Genomic DNA, 16,225 nt, shown 5'->3' on the forward strand with positions numbered 1-16,225 from the left:
AGCGAGCACGAGCGCTGCCAGGCCAGGAGAGCGGGCTCAGCCTCGAGCAGCATGGTCAGTTCAGAGTGATCTGACATAATGTGCATTATCGGCGACTATCCACGATGGCTCGGTTGTAACCGAGCCGACGCAGTCTGGCTCGTTAGGCTCGAAGGATGCGGCGGCGAAACCTGACGTGGACGATCGGTGGCAGCGCACTGATCCTGGCCGGTATCGTCGCGATGCTGGACGCCGTCATGCTCGGCTCTTCTCTACGTCCGGTTCTCACTGTGATCGCCGAGCTTGCTTGGGCCGTCGGCGTCACCGTGTTCGCCGTTGGACGAACGAGGTACGAAAGCATCGTCGCGCGAAGACCTTTGGGTCTCGTCACGATGCTGATCGTGGCGTGGTGGCATGTCGTCGCCCGCATCGTCTTCGACGTGATGACACCGAACGGCGGCTTCGCCACACCAGATTCGATTCCGCCAATGTACGTCGTCTTGGGTTACCTCGACCTGTTGATACCGCTCGCCGCCGGGACCATCGCGACCGTCCAGATCGCGCGGACCCGCATCGTTCCGTCTCCGTGGCGGTGGGCGCCGCTCTGGGTTCTCGGACTGAGCGTCCTCGTGGGCGTCATGACCCAGGGCATGTACGCGACCATGGCACTCCCGCAGCAGGCCGTCGCCGACGTTGCAACACTCCTCGGCGCACTGTCGAGCCTTGCGAGCACAATAGGACTCGGCGTCCTCGCGCTCATCCTCAGCGAACGCGACCGCGCCGAAAGCGTCCACATCTTCCGCTCCGGCCACCCGTAGCTCAAGCACCACGGTGGCGTGATTCGTGCGTCTGGCACCGGCGGTAGCGTGGAAGGATGCGAGTTCCGGACCTCCCGTGCTGAACGTTGCGACGGGGCTCGCGGTCATCGGCCTCGCGATCGCGGTCGGGTACGTCATCGGACGCATCAACCTCCTCGGCCCGCAAGCCGGCCCGGTTCTCGGGCGTTTGGTGTTCTTCGTCCTCTCCCCTGTGCTGCTGTTCGTCGTGTTGTCCGAGGCCGACATCGCCACCCTCTTTTCCGCACTCCTGCCGGTCTCGGCGATCACTGCGGTCATCATCATCGGTCTGTACGCGGCGATTTCACGCCTGTTCTGGCGGCGTACCGTGGGAGATTCGCTGATCGGCGCACTCGCCGCGGGTCAGGTGAACTCCAACAACATCGGCATCCCCCTCTCGCTCTATCTGCTGGGCTCGGCCGCCTACCCCGCACCGGTCATCCTGTTCCAGCTCCTTGTGCTCGTCCCGATCTCGATGGCGATCCTCGAGAGCGTCACCGCGACGACACGGAACGTCGGGAAGATTGTGGTGCGTACTGTCACGAATCCGGTCGTGATCGGATCGGTCGCGGGAACGCTCGTCGCGGCGACGGGGCTTCAGCTTCCCTCGCTCGTGACCGAGCCCCTGCACTTCCTTGCCGCTGCCTGCGTCCCCGTGCTGCTGCTGAGTTACGGGATGTCGCTCCACGGACAGCGGGTTCTCGCGGCCGGTGGGCACCGCCGCGAGGTCATCCTGGCGACAGCGTTCAAGCTGATTCTGATGCCCCTGCTGGCGTGGGTGCTCGCGAGCGTCGTCTTCGGGCTTCCGAAGGCGGAAACGCTCACCGTCGTCGTCCTGGCGAGCCTCCCAACCGCTCAGAACGTCTTCAACTTCGCCCAGCGCTTCGGCGTTGCTGAAACTATCGCGCGCGACACAGTCTTTCTCACCACGATCGGGTGCATCCCCGTTCTGGTTGGTGTCCTCGTCCTTTTCGGGTGATCTCAGGCCGACATACCCCTCCCACTCCCCCGAAGCCGGGTCGGAACGCTACGCTGAGAACGCAAGCTCTCAGCTAACTCCCAGAAAGGGAATGCCATGTCAACCGAAAGCTCCGTCGCCAAGGAGGCCATCAACGGCGTCCGCACGGCGCTCGGCATCGCCGGTGTCCTCTCGCTCATCGTCGGAATCCTGATTCTCGTCTGGCCGGGCCGCACGGCCATGGTCGTCACGGCGATCATCGCGATCTATGCGATCGTGGGTGGGCTCGTCTACGGCGGCCTCGGCATTTTCTCGAAGTCGATGGGCGGATGGTCGCGTGTCGGCCACATCATCCTCGGCGTCATTTTCATCGCCGCGGGTATCTTCGCCTTCTTCAACCTCGCAGCAACCACGGGATGGTTCGCCGTCTTCCTCGGGATCCTCGTCGGAATCATGTGGATCGTCGAAGGTGTCGTTTCACTGACGACGCTCAGCGATGCAGCTTCCAGGGGCTGGACGATCTTCTTCGCGATCATCAGCATCGTCGCCGGTGTCGTTCTGCTGTTCTCGCCGCTCTGGGGCGCAGTCGTGCTCTGGTGGCTGCTGGGGATCTCGCTCGTCGTGCTCGGCATCATCCAGATCGTGCGTGCCTTCACGTTCGGCAAGAAGAGCGTCTGATCACTCACGCCATAGCAGAAGGCCCCGGGGATGCCCGGGGCCTTCTGCTATGAACGGATGCAGTGACGAGGTCACTCCCCCACGAAAGAGCTTGTGTCGCCGACGAGCCGCGTGTTGTCTGCGGGAATCGGGTCCACGGCGGCCTGTGCGACCTCCGCGGCGAACTCCGAGACGTTGTAGAGCTTGCCTGCTGATTCGCGGCGCGAGGCGATCGCTCCGGGGTTCGCACGTTCCAGCAGCGTTGCGGTGATGGTTCCCTCGATCATGTCCCCGGAGACGACGACGAACCCGATCCCGCGCTCGAGGAGCGCCGGAATCCGCTCGCGAAGCGCGTCTTCGCCGGCGCGCTTGGAGAGGGCGACGGGCTCGTACTCCGGCATCGTCGGAGTCGTCCGAATGAAGTGCGCCTGGTGACTGGTGACGAACACCACCCGTGCGTCACCGCGAAGAAGCGGCACGGCCGCCTCCAGAACGCTGACCTGAGCGTCGCGATTGAGCAGTAGCGCATAATCGTCTGCCATTCCGGCTTCCATGCCGCCTGACGCGTTCAGGACGAGGATGTCGAGCCCCCCGAACGCCTGCTCGACGGCAGCGAACATCGCCGCGACCGACTCAGGATCGGTCAGGTCGGCTCCCACGACGAGAGCGTCGACGCCAAGTTCCCGGACCTCGGCGGCAAGCTTCTCGGCGCGTGGAGCCTTGTTGCGGAAGTTGATGACGACGTTCGCTCCCGCGGCTGCGAGATAGCGGACGGTGTCGGCACCGATTCCGCGCGACGAACCGGTGACGAGCGCGGTCTTTCCGCGCAGGGTTCCGGGGGCGATCGGGGTGGAAATGTCGCTCACAATTGCTCCTGTTGCAGGTCGGCCCGTCGGCCGCGGGGCAGCACCGGAATGGCGCGCGTACCGACCCTACCAACCGGTCCGCGCCGGGCCCTGCGTTGATAGGGTCGGACCAGGAGGAAGGAGACTCGGATGTTGCCCGATCTCACGCAGTATCTGTGGATCCTCTGGCTCGCTCTGGCAGTCCTGTTTGTGATCATCGAGCTCCTCACCCTCGAGTTCACGTTTCTGATGCTCGCTGCCGGAACACTGATCGGCGGCCTCGGGACGAACCTGTTGGGCGGCCCGTGGTGGCTTCAGATCGGGCTCGCCGCAATCGCCTCAGCACTTCTCCTGTTCACGATTCGCCCCCTCCTGCTGCGCGCGCTCCATCGAAGTTCGCCGGTCGTCCTCACGAACGTCGATGCGCTCGTTGGGATGCCGGCCCGTGTGACCCGCGCGTTCACGCAGGGGGCAGGTGAGGTGAAGCTCGACAACGGCGAGACATGGACGGCACGACTGAGCGCCGGTCTGACGGATGCTGAGGCGAACGTCGGACAGCCGGTCAGCGTCATCGCGGTACGGGGCGCCGCCGTCGAAGTGGCTCCGCAGCCCCGGCCATCGACAGAAAGGACCATGGAACATGATTGACATCGGCGCGTTCGCGGGTCAGATCTTCGTCATCGTCCTGCTGCTGGTCATTGCGATCTTCGTGGTCGTGGTGATCTTCCGATCGATTCGGATCATTCCGCAGGCCACAGCCGGCGTCGTGGAGCGCCTCGGCCGGTACCACAAGACCCTCTCCCCCGGCTTGAACCTTCTCGTGCCGTTCATCGACCGGGTGCGGCCGCTGATCGACATGCGCGAGCAGGTCGTTTCTTTCCCCCCGCAGCCGGTCATCACCGAGGACAACCTCGTTGTCTCGATCGACACGGTCGTGTACTTCCAGGTGACGGATGCCCGCGCGGCCACCTACGAGATCGCGAACTACCTCGGCGCGGTGGAGCAGCTCACGACCACGACGCTGCGAAACGTCGTCGGTGGCCTGAATCTCGAGGAGGCACTGACCAGCCGCGATGAGATCAACACGAAGCTGCGGGTCGTGCTGGATGAAGCGACGGGTAAGTGGGGCATCCGTGTCTCGCGTGTGGAGTTGAAGGCGATCGATCCCCCGGTATCCATCCAGGACTCGATGGAAAAGCAGATGCGCGCCGAGCGTGACCGTCGTGCGGCGATCCTCACCGCAGAGGGCACGAAGCAGTCCGCCATCCTGCAGGCAGAGGGCGCACGCCAGGCCGAGATCCTGCGGGCCGAAGGCGAAAAGCAGGGCCAGATCCTGCGGGCACAGGGCGAAGCTGAGGCCATCGCTACAGTCTTCAACGCCATCCACGAGGGCAATCCGGACGACAAGCTCCTCGCGTACCAGTACCTGCAGACTCTTCCGAAGATCAGCGACAGCGCGTCCAGCAAACTCTGGATCATCCCGAGCGAGTTCACGGAGGCACTGAAGGGTGTATCCAGTGCGTTCGGACCGCGAGATGCCGCGAAGCCTGCACCTGACGAGCAGGCGTGACGCACCCCTACTTCGTCGATGCCCCGTATCCGCGCGTCCTTGCGCACCGGGGGTTGACGGTTGACGACGCGATAGCGGAGAACTCCTACGCGTCGGTCGCCGCGGCGCAGCGAGCGGGCGCGACCTACGTGGAGTCCGACTGTCATCTCACCCGCGACGGCGAGGTCGTGCTGTTCCATGATGCGGATCTTCGTCGGGTCACCGGCGATCCTCGACGCATCGTCGACGTCGATCTCGCGGAATTGACCGCCTTGATGGCAGATCGCGGTGGCCTGATCACGTTACGCACTGCGCTCGAGGACTTCCCGACCGTGAGGTTCAACCTCGACGTGAAGGCGCCCGGCGCCGCTGACGCCGTGGGTGCCCTGGTCGCCGGCCACGGTGAGCGCGTCCTCCTGACGAGCTTTGCGGATGCCCGCCGACGAGCGGCCCTGGCATCGGCCGCTCGTCACGCACCGTCCGGCGCGGTCGCGCCTGCAGCATCGGCGGGACGCGAGACGATTGCCCGCGTCGTCTGGGGTCTCGTCGCGCGGTCGCCGCGGCTCGTCACATCTTCACTGGCGGGAGTCGACGCACTGCAAGTCCCGGAACGGCAGGGGCCGGTGCGGGTGGTGACGCCGCGATTGATTGAGGCCGCTCACGCGCACGGGGTCGAGGTGCATGTCTGGACCGTGAACGATCCCGCAGACATGCTGCGGCTTGTCGATATGGGAGTCGATGGCATCGTCACGGACCGTGTAGACGTTGCGCTCGAGACTCTCGGACAGCGCCGCCGCTGAAGATCGGCTGAGAATGCTCTCATCTGCGGGTCGGCATGGATGATCTGCCCAGGTGAGCGCGTTATACCTGTACAGCGACGAGAGGACCACACAATGGCAGACCGAAGCCTCCGCGGCATGAGACTCGGCGCCTCCAGCCTACAGAGCGAGGACGGCGTCGTATTTCATGAGCGAGCACAATTCACCTACTCCTGCACGTCTTGTGGGCGTGACACCACCATGACCTTCGCGGCAGATGCCGAGGTCCCTGAGACCTGGGAATGCCGCACCTGTGGCGCCGAGGCTTTGCTCCGCGTCGATGGTGAGACTGTCACCGTTGACCACGGCGACGTCAAAGCCCCCCGCTCGCACTGGGACATGCTTCTGGAGCGTCGTACGATTCCCGAGCTCGAGGAGCTCCTTGAAGAGCGCCTCGCTTTCGTCCGCTCGCGCCGCGGCGCCGGCGACGACGTCACGGTCGACAAGCTGAGCGCCTGACAGACGCCCACCGCAGCCTCCACCGATGCGGTGCGTGAAACGGGACCGATCCGATCACGGGTCGGTCCCGTTTCATGTCCGGCGGCGGCTCGCGACGATGCCGCTGGCAACCAGGCCGACGATGCTGAGGATTGCGATTGCGATGCCCAGCGAGCCGCCGATCACGATGCTCGGCGTCAGACCGGTTCGCAGCGGAACGTCGGTGAGCATCGCACCAGCCTCATCGGCGGGCAGTGAATCGATCGTCGCACCGTCGGGGCCGATGACCTGGCTTGTCCCGACGGTGGAGATGTTCACCACGGAACGACCGGTCTCGATCGCGCGCGTGCGTGCGAAGGCGAGCTGCTGCAGGTTCTCATCGGTGTTGCGGAAGTCGGCGTTGTTGGTCTGGAACATGTAGACCTCCGCACCGTCGCGCGCGCCGTCGTGGATGACGTCGTCGTAGATGACGTCGAAGCAGATCGCGAGCCCCACCCCGGTGCCGTCGATGTCGACGAAGGGAGGGTTAGATCCCGGGGTGTACTCACGCCCGATGAGCCCGATCAGGTCGGGCACGATCATCTCGTAGAACCACCTGTCGGGCACGTACTCGCCGAACGGAACCGGGTGGGTCTTGTCGTGATACTGCACGGCGCCCGCTCCCGCTTCCCACAGCATCGAGGTGTTGTAGGTCAGGTCGCCGCGCGTCGTCGCGGCGTTGACAAGAAGCGGAGCATCCACCGCCTCCGATAGTCCGTCCAGAACCGCGGCGGTGGTCGCGTTGGTCATCGGGTCCGAATCGATCCCACCTTCGGGCCACAGCAGCACATCCATGTCCTGACCGATCAGGTCGGTGGATGCTGACAGCTGCGCGTTCAGAATGTCGTTGCGTTGACGGGCATCGAAGTAGCCGGACGGGCCGTTTCCCTGCACGCTCCCCACGGTCATCGTGCCCGCCGGGGTGGTGGGGAACTGCGGCGTGATGAGCAAGACGACCCCGAGGCCCGCGACCGGCAGCGCAGTGCGCACATCCGACCACTGGCGCAGACGCAGCCACTCGATGATCCCGGCGGTGAAGGCGACCATCAGGAACGACAGGCCCGTCACCCCGATCCACGAGGTCAGGTGTGAGAGAGGGCTCTCGGATTGGCTCATCCCGATCCGCGCCCACGGGAAGCCGGTGTAGGGCCAAGACCCGGTGACAAGTTCCCGCAGTACCCACAGACCCGCGATCAGCAGCGGCGTGAGGACGAGCTGAGCCCACCGGCCAGGGACGGCTCTCGGCATCCATCGGTAGGCCAACGCGATGAGCACCGACCCCAGAGCGACGTAGATCGTGGCAACGACCGCCAGGGCGAACCACGGGATCACGCCCAGGTAGCGGTTTAGCCACACGATGTGGACGAGATAGAACGTGATCCCGAAGATGAACCCGACAAGCAAGGCGCCCCAGGCGCTGCGCCCGATGAGTGTCACCAGAGACAGTCCGACCCCGACGAAGGCGAGCGGCCACCAGCCCACCGACGGGTATGCCAGGTCCAGAATGAGCCCGGCGGCAACTGCCACCAGCACGGCCGCCCACAAGGGCAACAGCGGACGCACGTCAGTGGCGCGACTCTGCGTGGCGCTCGAGGCTTCGGGCATAACGTCCAGCCTAGATTCGGACGGCTATGGCGCGGCTGAAGGTTCGGCGATCACACCGACGAGTACGCCACGATTCCGCGCCGAACGCCATCGAGCGCGCGGCGCGCGACCGCGGCGAGACCGGGCTCGGCCACCAACGACATCTGGTCGAGAAGGTCGATCGTTTGCTTGGCCCACCGTACGAAATCGCCCGCCGCGAGGTCAGCCTCGCGCAGCACGCGGTCCAGCGGCATCCCCTTCGCCCACGAGTGCATGGCGAGCGCGAGTCCCGCAGCGGGCGGCTCCGACCCGGGCAGGCGTGAATCGCGTTCGAGATCGTCGAGGCGTTGCCAGAGGTCCAGGGTCTGCGCGAGAGCCTCGCGGAACGCACCGCGGGGAAGCGCTCGCTCCCCCGGCTCGTCACGGCGTGGCTCGTAGACCAGCGCGCAGGCCAGGGCCGCCAACGACGGCGCGTCCAGCGAGTCCCAGAGACCGAGGCGCAGTGACTCGGCCACGAGCAGATCCCGCTCGCCGTAGATCCGCCGCATCGTCCGACCAGCGGCCGTGAGCCTGGCCGCACCCTCTGCATCCACGCGCACGTAATCAAGGGACGCCAGAACGTCGACGATACGGTCGAAGACCCGGGCGACAGTTCCCGTGCGCGCGTCGATCTGGCTACGAAGGCGCTCGACGGTGCGATCGAGCTTCCAGTACCGCTCTGCCCACCGGGCGTGATGCTCCCGGTCCGGACACTGGTGGCACGGATGCCGCTGCATGCGTCTACGCAGCTCGCTGATCTCGCGCTGACGCTTATCGCGCGTCTGGCGTGAGGCATTGGCGTCCTTGCGATTGAGCTTCTCGAGGTCGCTCAGCTCGCGACGGATACCGGAGTATTCGGCGAAGTCGCCCTTGTCGCAGCTCATCGCCTTGGCATAGCCAGCGAGCGACTCCTCGGCATCCTTCACCTGCCGGGCAAGACCGACCACAGCACGGTCGGCCTGGAATTGCGCGAAGGAGGATTCCAAGATCTCGCGAGCCCGGGCCCTGCCGAACTGGTCGATGAGGTTGACGGCCATGTTGTACGTCGGGCGGAAGCTGGAGTTCAGCGGATACGTACGCCGGGACGCCAGGGCAGCCACGGCCTGCGGGTCGAGCCCCTCGGTCCACTGCACGACGGCGTGGCCTTCGACATCGATCCCCCGGCGTCCAGCTCGACCGGTCAGCTGTGTGTACTCGCCCGAGGTGATCGCGACCCGCGCTTCGCCGTTGAACTTCTCGAGCTTCTCGAGCACGACAGTTCTCGCCGGCATGTTGATCCCCAGCGCGAGGGTCTCGGTGGCGAACACGACCTTCACGAGCTTGCGCTGGAAGAGCTCTTCGACGACCTCTTTGAACGCCGGCAGAAGACCCGCATGATGCGCAGCGACTCCCCGCTCAAGGTTCTCGCGCCATTCCCAGAATCCGAGGACAGCCAGATCCTCCTCGAGCAGGGTTCGGGTGCGCTCCTCGACGATCGCCCGGATCTCCGCCCGCTCCTCGGGTGTCGTGAAGCGGGCTCCGGACCGGCGAACCTGCTGCACCGCGGCATCGCAGCCGGCGCGGCTGAAGATGAAGAAGATGGCGGGGAGCAGATTCGATCGCGCGAGGAGTTCGATCACCTCGGGGCGATCGAGCCGTTCGATCCGTTGTGCATTCGCCGATCTCACCGGCCGCTGACCGCCCTTGTGGGGGCGGCGATGCTGGCCGTCACGGCCGCGACTTCCTGACATTGCGGCACTGCGGCCAGCCTGAGCGCGCCGATTGTTCTCGTAGGTCGGGCCCTTGAACGAGCGGATGCGCATGAGCTCTTGGTTCACCTGCGCCGTCGCGATGCCGGCGCGATCGTCGAACAGCGGCAGAAGGTCGCCGCGCACCAGAACATGCTGTTCGAGCGGAACCGGTCGCGTCTCAGACACGATGACGTCAGTGTCTCCGCGCACGGTGTCGAGCCAATCACCGAACTCTTCGGCGTTCGAGACCGTCGCCGACAGCGAAACGAGACGCACCGCCGGCGGCAGATGGATGATGACCTCCTCCCACACTGCACCGCGGAACCTGTCGGCGAGGTAATGGACTTCGTCCATGACGACATAGCGCAGGTCGCGGAGCGCCGGTGAGCCCGCGTACAGCATGTTGCGCAACACCTCGGTCGTCATCACGACGACGCGAGCATTTCCGTTGATGTTGGTGTCTCCGGTGAGAAGCCCCACATCATCGGGCCCATAGACATCGACGAGTTCGCGGAACTTCTGGTTCGACAGCGCCTTCATCGGCGTCGTGTAGAACGCCTTGTCGGAGGGCTCCCGCATCGCCAGATGAATCGCGAACTCGCCGACAATGGTCTTTCCCGCCCCCGTGGGCGCAGCGACGAGCACGCTTCGCCCCGACTCGAGCGCGTGGCATCCGGCGATCTGAAACGGATCGAGATCGAAACGCTGATCGTCGGCGAACGCCGCCGTGACCGGATACGCACGGGCTGCTTCGGCCCGCGCAAATCGCTCCGCTGGGCTTGGAGCACTCACCCCGTCGCCTCAGGCGGCAGCAGGGCTGCGTCGCGCTTGGATTTGCGTCGGTCGAACAGTAGCGACACACCGGCTGCCGCGAAGAAGAGCACGACGAGGATGCCTGCCAACATCAGCATTGACACGGCGTCAGCTGCGGGTGTTGCAACCGCCGCGAAGAGGGTAGCCACCAGCACTGCAACCCGCCACCCTTTGAGAATGCCGCGGCCCGAGATCACCCCCGCGACGTTCAAAGCAACGAGGAAGACGGGTAGGACGAAAGAAACCCCGACCACAAGGAGGAACTTGAAGACGAAGTCGTAGTAGTACGTTGCGTCGTAGAACAGGGAAGTCTGGTCTGGAGCAAAGGTCGCCATGATCTCGACGACGTGCGGGAGCACGAGCCACCCCACGGTAGTCCCCGCGAAGAACAGCGGAACAGCTGCCCCGACGAACCCCGCCGTGTAGCCGACTTCTTTCCTTGTGAGTCCCGGCATGATGAAAGCCCAGATCTGCCACAGCCAGACCGGTGCAGAGATCAGAAGACCGGTCGCGAAAGCGATTCGGATGCGGAGATCGAACGGACCGGTGATCGTCGTGAACATCACCTCGACCTTGTCGGTCTCGCCACGCATGGCCGCCACATCTGCGATCGGAATCGTAATCAGCCGGATGATCGGATCGGTGATGATGAACGCCACCACCATGCCGACGACGAGCGCGAGGGCAGCGATCATGAGCCGCTTGCGCAACTCGATCAGATGTTGCCCGAGAGACATCCTCCGGTCACGGCGCGGCCGGTCGGGCTCTCCTACCTCCGGCAGGGAACTGGTCGCCACGCGGCCGGGTCAGGCTGTGGAATCTCGGCCGCTGGATGACGCGGCCTGCGACGAGCCAGCAGAACCCGTCGAGGACGAGTCAGCGGCTTCGGACGCTGCGACGTCGGGCTTCGCGGCATCCTTGGAGTCGTCGTCCTTCATGGCCTTCATCTCGCCCTTGAAGACACGGGCGGACTGGCCGAGGCTCTTTGCCAGCGCGGGCAGCTTCGCCGCGCCGAACAGCAACAGGATCACCGCGAGAATGATCAGCAGGTGCGGCCACCCGAATGCGTTCCCCATGGGGTCTCCTCACGATTGCGGTTTCTGCAGTCTACCCCGGTGCCGCTCACCGGTACCGGAACCTGGCCTGAGAACCATCCATATCCCTGTTTTGGTCTTCTTATGTCTGCTCGGGGTACTGGGCGAGGCCCGCCTCAGCCCACTCCCGCGCCGCTTCGCGGGCGCCTGTCGGCGCGAGAATCCGCACGTCTCCCCCGCGACGTGCTGCAAGTCGTCGCAGGCTCAGCACATCAGCCACCCGCATCCGTGCGGTGCTCACCCCCGCCGTGGTAGTGACGGTCGCTCGATCGAGGTAGTCACCCAAGAGTGGGGCGACGGATGCCGGGAACTCGAAGGTCACGTTCACGTCGCCCGCTGCATCGTCGCCGGTGTCGGCGAACCAGCCGGGTACGGTTTCTTGCCCGTGCGTGATCGGGATGTCGGTCAGGGCGAGATCGCTCACGCGGTCAAGGTGGAAGGTCCGCATCGCCTCTCGCAGATGGCACCAGCCCTGGAGATACCACTGCCCTTGGGCTATCAGAACCTTGACGGGATCGACCGTGCGTGTCGTCGGTGACCCTTCGGGAGTCTTGTAGGTGAAGCTCACAGCGACCCGACGACCGAGAGCGTCGGCTACGAGACGGCGAACCGCATCGACCGGCTCCGATGCAACGACGACGGCAGCAGGTGCGCGAGACGCGCCGCGCGCGAGTTTCGCCAGCAGCCCGGTATACAACTGCGAATCCCCCACGCCGGGGATCGTGGCCGCAAGCTGCAGTCCCGCCAGCAGAGCAGCAGCTTCGCGGGCGGTCAGTCGTGGCGCCCGCTCGAGACCCACGGAGTTCGTGATCGCGATGAGGTCCCGCTCGTCCAGCAGGTCCCAGTCGATGTCGAAGAGCTCGTTCGCCATCTGCCAATAGCCGGAGTCTCCGGGCAGCCCGATGACGGTAAGGCCGCGCACCATGGTGCGCATCTGCTCCGCGGTGACGTCGAACTCGTCTGCAGCCTCGGCCACTGACACCTCGCCCTTGGAGATGAGGTATGGCACCAACTGCAGGAGCAGTGCTGCGCGGTCGGTCGCGATCGACGAGCCGCTCATCCGTTCCCTCCGTTGTGCGCATCCCGAGTAGAGCGAAGCCGCCGAATGACCTCTGCTTTGACGTCATCCGGTTCGACGACACGGACTTCCGGACCGTACGATGCCAGCTCGTCGGCGACGACGTGAAGATCCACGTACGGCACCCACCAGCCTTGCGCCGCAGGTTCCGCGCGACGCGAGAGGCGCAACCACGCCTCGGTCCCGGGGTCGATCTCCACCAGTGCCCTCTGCCGCTGTGCGAGCTCGCGCAGCCCGTCGAGCGCGCGGGCACCCGCACCCTCGCGCAGCGCGGGGTCTCCGACGGTTCGACTGATCACGACGTCATCGACGATGCGCGTGAGAAGGAACGTTCGCGGTGCGTCGAGGTCCAGATCGAGCCCGTATACGTGCCACCGAGCCTCGAACTCGACGAGCGCGAGCGGCTGCAGCCGCCGCACTCGCGGCGCAGCGCTTCCGGGCCGCATATATCGGAAGCTCACGATTCGCGAGTCCTCGATCGCCCGCTGCAGGGGCGCAAACGACGGTTCGCGCAGACTGATCCGCGGCGAGTATCCGAGGATCGGATCCTCGACCGGAATGCCGAGCGCGCGAATCTTGCGTAGGCCGCTGCGCGCATCCGCCGACAGAGAGCTTTCCCTCCACACGCCTCCGGCCAGGTTCAGCAGAGCGAGCTCGGCCGGCGTGAACTCGATATCGGCAGGCAGCTCGTACTCGGCGGTCGGTACGCGGTAGCGAGCCTCGCGAAGATCGTCGGGATCGGCACGGTCACCGATCGTCTCGATCGGGACACCGAGTCCACGAAGGCTCTCTTTATCGCGCTCGAACATCTTCTCGAGCGCGTCCTTCGACGTGCCGGCTTCCGACTGCTCGCGGTAGCCCGACACCGACGACAGGATCGTGTCCTTCGTGAGGCCCTGCTCGGTCGCCATCAGGGCGACCACGAGGTTGACAAGCCGCTCCTCGGGCGGGATGCGCACAGTGGACTTCGAGGGCACGCCCCTCATCCTAGGTCCGCGATGGGCGGCATCCTCTCTTGCCGTGGGCGATTTCGCTCAGGAGGCCGGCTCTGGATCGAGCCCCAGGATGTCGATGACGAACACCAGCGTCGCTCCGCCGGGAATCGGCCCCTGACCGGCATCGCCGTACCCCTGGTCCGGCGGCACCACGACGAGAACCTGGGATCCGACGGTCTGACCCTCGAGAGCCGCGGCGAAGCCCGGCACGACCGCGGTCAGATCGAACGAGACCGGATCGCCGTCCCAGCTCGTGTCGAAGACCTCACGCGTGTCCCACAGCAGACCCGTGTAGTGGGCGCGAACCGGCTGCTCGCCGGTGACGACCTCGCCGTCGCCCTTCTTGATCGTTTGGATCGAGAGTTCGGTCGGGGCCGGGGCATCAGGGATGATGACTCCGGGTCGCCCGTTCGGGGCGCGGACGACGGACGGAAGACCGTTGCTGTCGGTGAACTGGTCAGCGCCATCCGCCTTCGGAAGGTAGACCTTCCGAACGTCGACGACGGCGACCGCGGAACTGCCCTCCTCGAGCCCGATCTGCGTCGCGGCAGCCGGGTTGATCGCATCTGCCGGTAGGGCGACAACGACGCGGTCCCCTTCCTGCGCGCAGTGAAGAGAATCCTCAAGCCCTGGCAGGGTGTCGATCCACCGCGACATCGAGAAAACGTTCTCGAGCGTCACGTCGTAGGAGGTGGCGACGGCCGGCTCACCGGTCTGACCGTTGAGGACCACCATGTCGAGGATGACCATCTGGTCGGTCGTGATGATCGGCGTCCCCTCCCCCTGCGTGAGGTCGGTCCATGCGAGCTCATCCACCTGGAACGGGGTATAGACCTCGACGTCGGGCGCCTCGCCGAACTCACCGGTGACTGTCACGAGATCGGTCGCTGCGGGGTCGGTATCGGTGACACGAGCGCACCCGTCGGCTGGGCTTGTCGAGCAACCGACGAGTCCGGCAGCTGTCAGTCCGAGGATCGCGAGGAAGGCGGGTGTCTTTCGCACCGGATCAGTCTAGGTGGTCAGGCTCAGCCGTTTCGTCGACCGTCACAGGGCCGCCGCCGGTGGCGGCTTGGCGGGCACCGTCAGCCGCCTTCTGCGCTTCGCGAACTCGTTTCCGCAGGTTCTTGTCGGTGATCTGACGGTCACCGACGGCACCGGGAGTCCACAGCTCGACATCCTCGTCGCCGTAGCTGCTCTTCGAGGCACGCCGCTTCTGCTCGGGCGCGACAGCGCCGGGCGCGAGGCGTCGAGCCCACAGCAAAAAGCCCGTGTGCGCGACCATTCGGTGGTCTGGGCGAACGGCGAGACCCTCGACGTGCCAGCCTCGCACCATCGTCTCGTTCGCGTCGGGTTCGGTGAACAGGCCGGTGTTGCGGATGTACTCGGCTACGCGGCTCAGTTGCGTGGCGGTCGCGATGTAGCAGAGGACTACCCCGCCCGGGGTCAGGGCCTCCGCAACGGCGTCGATGCACTCCCACGGGGCGAGCATGTCCAGGATGACGCGGTCTACCGTTCCGGGTTCGACGGCCGTCGGCAGCTCAGTCACGAGGTCGCCGACACGAACGTCCCAGGATGCCGGGCGGTGACCGAGGAAGGTCTCGACGTTGGCCTGCGCGACCTCGGCAAACTCCGGGCGTCTTTCGAACGAGACGAGACGGCCAGCGTCACCGATCGCGCGCAGCAGCCAGAGGGAGAGCGCGCCGGAGCCCACGCCCGCTTCCACCACAACAGCTCCCGGGAACACGTCAGCCTCGGAGAGGATCTGCGCGGCATCCTTCGGATACACGATCGCTGCCCCCCGCGGCATCGACATGACGAAGTCACGCAGCAGCGGGCGAAGTGCCAGATACTCGTGACCGGCGCTATTGACCACGACCGACCCGTCGGGGATGCCGATCAGGGTCGCGTGCGGCAGCACGCCATGGTGTGTGTGTAGTTCCCCGCCTTCGCGAAGCGTGATGGTGTGAAGCCGGTTCTTCGGGCCGGTCAGCTGGACGCGATCACCGACCCGGAAGGGACCTGACAGACGGGGTGTCGTGCTCATGCAGCGCCGACCTTTCGATGTGCCCGGTGAAGCTCACCGAGGTCGGAGGCACTCACGCCGTGAAGCGTGGGCCACACCGCGTGGGCACCCGCTCCCTCGAGCGAGACCATGGCTGGAACGCCCAGGACGACCGATCCCGCCGCCACCGCAGAGCGCAACCCGTTCGGCGAATCCTCAATGGCCAGGGTGTCGACGGGGTCTACGCCGAGCGACGTGCACGCCTGAAGATACGGATCCGGATACGGCTTCGGACGAGTGACGTCATCGCCCGCGACCACGATGTCGAAGGCGTCGAAGTCGATGAGCTCGGCAATGTGGGTTGCCATCCGTCGCATGGACATCGTCACCAGGGCGGTCTTCACACCGGCATCCTTGAGGTCGGCAAGAAGTTCTTTCGCGCCCGGACGGAACGGCACACCGTCCCGAGAGATGCTGTGCATCACCTCGGTGGTGAGGTGATCGATGATGTCGTGGGTCGACATTCGCACTCCCTCCCCCTGCAGGATCCGTGCGGAATCCTCCAGAGCGAGCCCGACCAGCGACAACGCCTTCTCGTGGGTCCAGGTGCCACCGTAGCTTTCGACGAGCGGCGTCTCTGCCGCGATCCAGTACGGTTCCGTGTCGACGAGCGTGCCGTCCATGTCCCAGAGCACAGCGGAGAGGGCGGATGGTGCAGTCACCGAACCATGCTACCGACGGCCCCACTGGCGATCGCCCACGCCCGGGTCC

Annotated in this window: 17 protein-coding genes; 7 read left to right on the top strand and 10 right to left on the bottom strand. The window is 65.5% G+C overall.

Features of this window, described 5'->3' with window-relative positions; translation table 11 throughout:
- Positions 1-155 precede the first annotated feature (155 nt).
- The 3 genes from ACQVDU_RS04270 to ACQVDU_RS04280 all read left to right on the top strand — a co-directional run bounded on the left by ACQVDU_RS04270 (position 156) and on the right by ACQVDU_RS04280 (position 2,451).
- On the top strand, positions 156-797 hold the full coding sequence (locus tag ACQVDU_RS04270) for a hypothetical protein (protein WP_443476311.1): 642 nt from the start codon (positions 156-158) through the stop codon (positions 795-797).
- A gap of 25 nt (positions 798-822) precedes the next feature.
- Positions 823-1,794, top strand: a complete 972-nt coding sequence (locus ACQVDU_RS04275) for an AEC family transporter (RefSeq protein ID WP_443476312.1) — start codon at positions 823-825, stop codon at positions 1,792-1,794.
- 96 nt (positions 1,795-1,890) lie between these two features.
- Positions 1,891-2,451, top strand: a complete 561-nt coding sequence (locus ACQVDU_RS04280) for an HdeD family acid-resistance protein (protein WP_292710473.1) — start codon at positions 1,891-1,893, stop codon at positions 2,449-2,451.
- Positions 2,452-2,522: 71 nt separating this feature from the next.
- Here the strand turns inward: ACQVDU_RS04280 and ACQVDU_RS04285 are convergent, their stop codons facing one another.
- Positions 2,523-3,287, bottom strand: coding sequence for an SDR family oxidoreductase (locus ACQVDU_RS04285; protein WP_443476394.1), 765 nt, complete (start codon positions 3,285-3,287; stop codon positions 2,523-2,525).
- Positions 3,288-3,425: 138 nt separating this feature from the next.
- On the opposite strand from ACQVDU_RS04285, the gene ACQVDU_RS04290 reads away from it, so the two are divergent.
- The 4 genes from ACQVDU_RS04290 (at position 3,426) to ACQVDU_RS04305 (ending at position 6,101) form a co-directional block, all read left to right on the top strand.
- Complete coding sequence (locus ACQVDU_RS04290; protein ID WP_292710476.1) at positions 3,426-3,923, top strand: NfeD family protein; 498 nt, start codon at positions 3,426-3,428, stop codon at positions 3,921-3,923.
- Positions 3,916-4,845 carry an SPFH domain-containing protein gene (locus ACQVDU_RS04295; RefSeq protein WP_363493202.1) on the top strand — a complete coding sequence of 310 codons (930 nt, stop codon included), beginning with the start codon at positions 3,916-3,918 and terminating at the stop codon, positions 4,843-4,845. The genes ACQVDU_RS04290 and ACQVDU_RS04295 overlap by 8 nt, the downstream gene beginning before the upstream one ends.
- Positions 4,842-5,624 carry a glycerophosphodiester phosphodiesterase family protein gene (locus ACQVDU_RS04300; RefSeq protein WP_363493204.1) on the top strand — a complete coding sequence of 261 codons (783 nt, stop codon included), beginning with the start codon at positions 4,842-4,844 and terminating at the stop codon, positions 5,622-5,624. Before ACQVDU_RS04295 ends, ACQVDU_RS04300 begins: the two co-directional genes overlap by 4 nt.
- Before the next feature lie 93 nt (positions 5,625-5,717).
- Entirely contained in the window at positions 5,718-6,101 is a 384-nt protein-coding gene (locus tag ACQVDU_RS04305; protein ID WP_292710486.1) for an RNA polymerase-binding protein RbpA, read from the top strand.
- A 72-nt stretch (positions 6,102-6,173) separates the two neighbouring features.
- On the opposite strand, the gene lnt is transcribed toward ACQVDU_RS04305, so the two are convergent.
- From lnt to ACQVDU_RS04350, 9 genes are all read right to left on the bottom strand, one after another.
- The gene (gene lnt, locus ACQVDU_RS04310; RefSeq protein WP_443476313.1) at positions 6,174-7,724 is read right to left on the bottom strand and encodes an apolipoprotein N-acyltransferase; all 1,551 of its coding nucleotides are present in this window, start codon (positions 7,722-7,724) and stop codon (positions 6,174-6,176) included.
- A 50-nt stretch (positions 7,725-7,774) separates the two neighbouring features.
- Positions 7,775-10,264, bottom strand: coding sequence for a DEAD/DEAH box helicase (locus tag ACQVDU_RS04315; protein ID WP_443476314.1), 2,490 nt, complete (start codon positions 10,262-10,264; stop codon positions 7,775-7,777).
- Positions 10,261-11,022, bottom strand: coding sequence for a twin-arginine translocase subunit TatC (tatC, locus tag ACQVDU_RS04320; protein WP_228179075.1), 762 nt, complete (start codon positions 11,020-11,022; stop codon positions 10,261-10,263). Before tatC ends, ACQVDU_RS04315 begins: the two co-directional genes overlap by 4 nt.
- Before the next feature lie 69 nt (positions 11,023-11,091).
- A complete protein-coding gene (tatA, locus tag ACQVDU_RS04325) occupies positions 11,092-11,361 on the bottom strand; it encodes a Sec-independent protein translocase subunit TatA (protein ID WP_228179074.1) in 270 nt (89 codons plus the stop codon).
- Between the two features lie 100 nt (positions 11,362-11,461).
- On the bottom strand, positions 11,462-12,439 hold the full coding sequence (locus tag ACQVDU_RS04330) for a helix-turn-helix transcriptional regulator (protein WP_228179073.1): 978 nt from the start codon (positions 12,437-12,439) through the stop codon (positions 11,462-11,464).
- Entirely contained in the window at positions 12,436-13,368 is a 933-nt protein-coding gene (locus ACQVDU_RS04335) for a helix-turn-helix transcriptional regulator (RefSeq protein ID WP_443476395.1), read from the bottom strand. Before ACQVDU_RS04335 ends, ACQVDU_RS04330 begins: the two co-directional genes overlap by 4 nt.
- 123 nt (positions 13,369-13,491) lie before the next feature.
- Positions 13,492-14,454 carry an FKBP-type peptidyl-prolyl cis-trans isomerase gene (locus ACQVDU_RS04340; RefSeq protein ID WP_292732663.1) on the bottom strand — a complete coding sequence of 321 codons (963 nt, stop codon included), beginning with the start codon at positions 14,452-14,454 and terminating at the stop codon, positions 13,492-13,494.
- A gap of 4 nt (positions 14,455-14,458) precedes the next feature.
- Positions 14,459-15,496, bottom strand: coding sequence for a tRNA (adenine-N1)-methyltransferase (locus ACQVDU_RS04345; protein WP_443476315.1), 1,038 nt, complete (start codon positions 15,494-15,496; stop codon positions 14,459-14,461).
- Entirely contained in the window at positions 15,493-16,176 is a 684-nt protein-coding gene (locus tag ACQVDU_RS04350; protein ID WP_366945438.1) for an HAD family hydrolase, read from the bottom strand. The genes ACQVDU_RS04345 and ACQVDU_RS04350 overlap by 4 nt, the downstream gene beginning before the upstream one ends.
- Between the last annotated feature and the right edge of the window lie 49 nt (positions 16,177-16,225).

The organism is Microbacterium sp. F2 (genome assembly GCF_052274505.1).
GTDB lineage: Bacteria > Actinomycetota > Actinomycetes > Actinomycetales > Microbacteriaceae > Microbacterium.

Coding starts and splice junctions, on each gene's coding strand:
- ACQVDU_RS04270 (WP_443476311.1), top strand. CDS start 156: ATGCGGCGGCGAAACCTGACGTGGACGATCGGTGGCAGCGCACTGATC.
- ACQVDU_RS04280 (WP_292710473.1), top strand. CDS start 1,891: ATGTCAACCGAAAGCTCCGTCGCCAAGGAGGCCATCAACGGCGTCCGC.
- ACQVDU_RS04290 (WP_292710476.1), top strand. CDS start 3,426: ATGTTGCCCGATCTCACGCAGTATCTGTGGATCCTCTGGCTCGCTCTG.
- ACQVDU_RS04295 (WP_363493202.1), top strand. CDS start 3,916: ATGATTGACATCGGCGCGTTCGCGGGTCAGATCTTCGTCATCGTCCTG.
- ACQVDU_RS04305 (WP_292710486.1), top strand. CDS start 5,718: ATGGCAGACCGAAGCCTCCGCGGCATGAGACTCGGCGCCTCCAGCCTA.
- lnt (WP_443476313.1), bottom strand. CDS start 7,724: ATGCCCGAAGCCTCGAGCGCCACGCAGAGTCGCGCCACTGACGTGCGT.
- tatC (WP_228179075.1), bottom strand. CDS start 11,022: ATGTCTCTCGGGCAACATCTGATCGAGTTGCGCAAGCGGCTCATGATC.
- tatA (WP_228179074.1), bottom strand. CDS start 11,361: ATGGGGAACGCATTCGGGTGGCCGCACCTGCTGATCATTCTCGCGGTG.
- ACQVDU_RS04330 (WP_228179073.1), bottom strand. CDS start 12,439: ATGAGCGGCTCGTCGATCGCGACCGACCGCGCAGCACTGCTCCTGCAG.
- ACQVDU_RS04335 (WP_443476395.1), bottom strand. CDS start 13,368: ATGGCGACCGAGCAGGGCCTCACGAAGGACACGATCCTGTCGTCGGTG.
- ACQVDU_RS04345 (WP_443476315.1), bottom strand. CDS start 15,496: ATGAGCACGACACCCCGTCTGTCAGGTCCCTTCCGGGTCGGTGATCGC.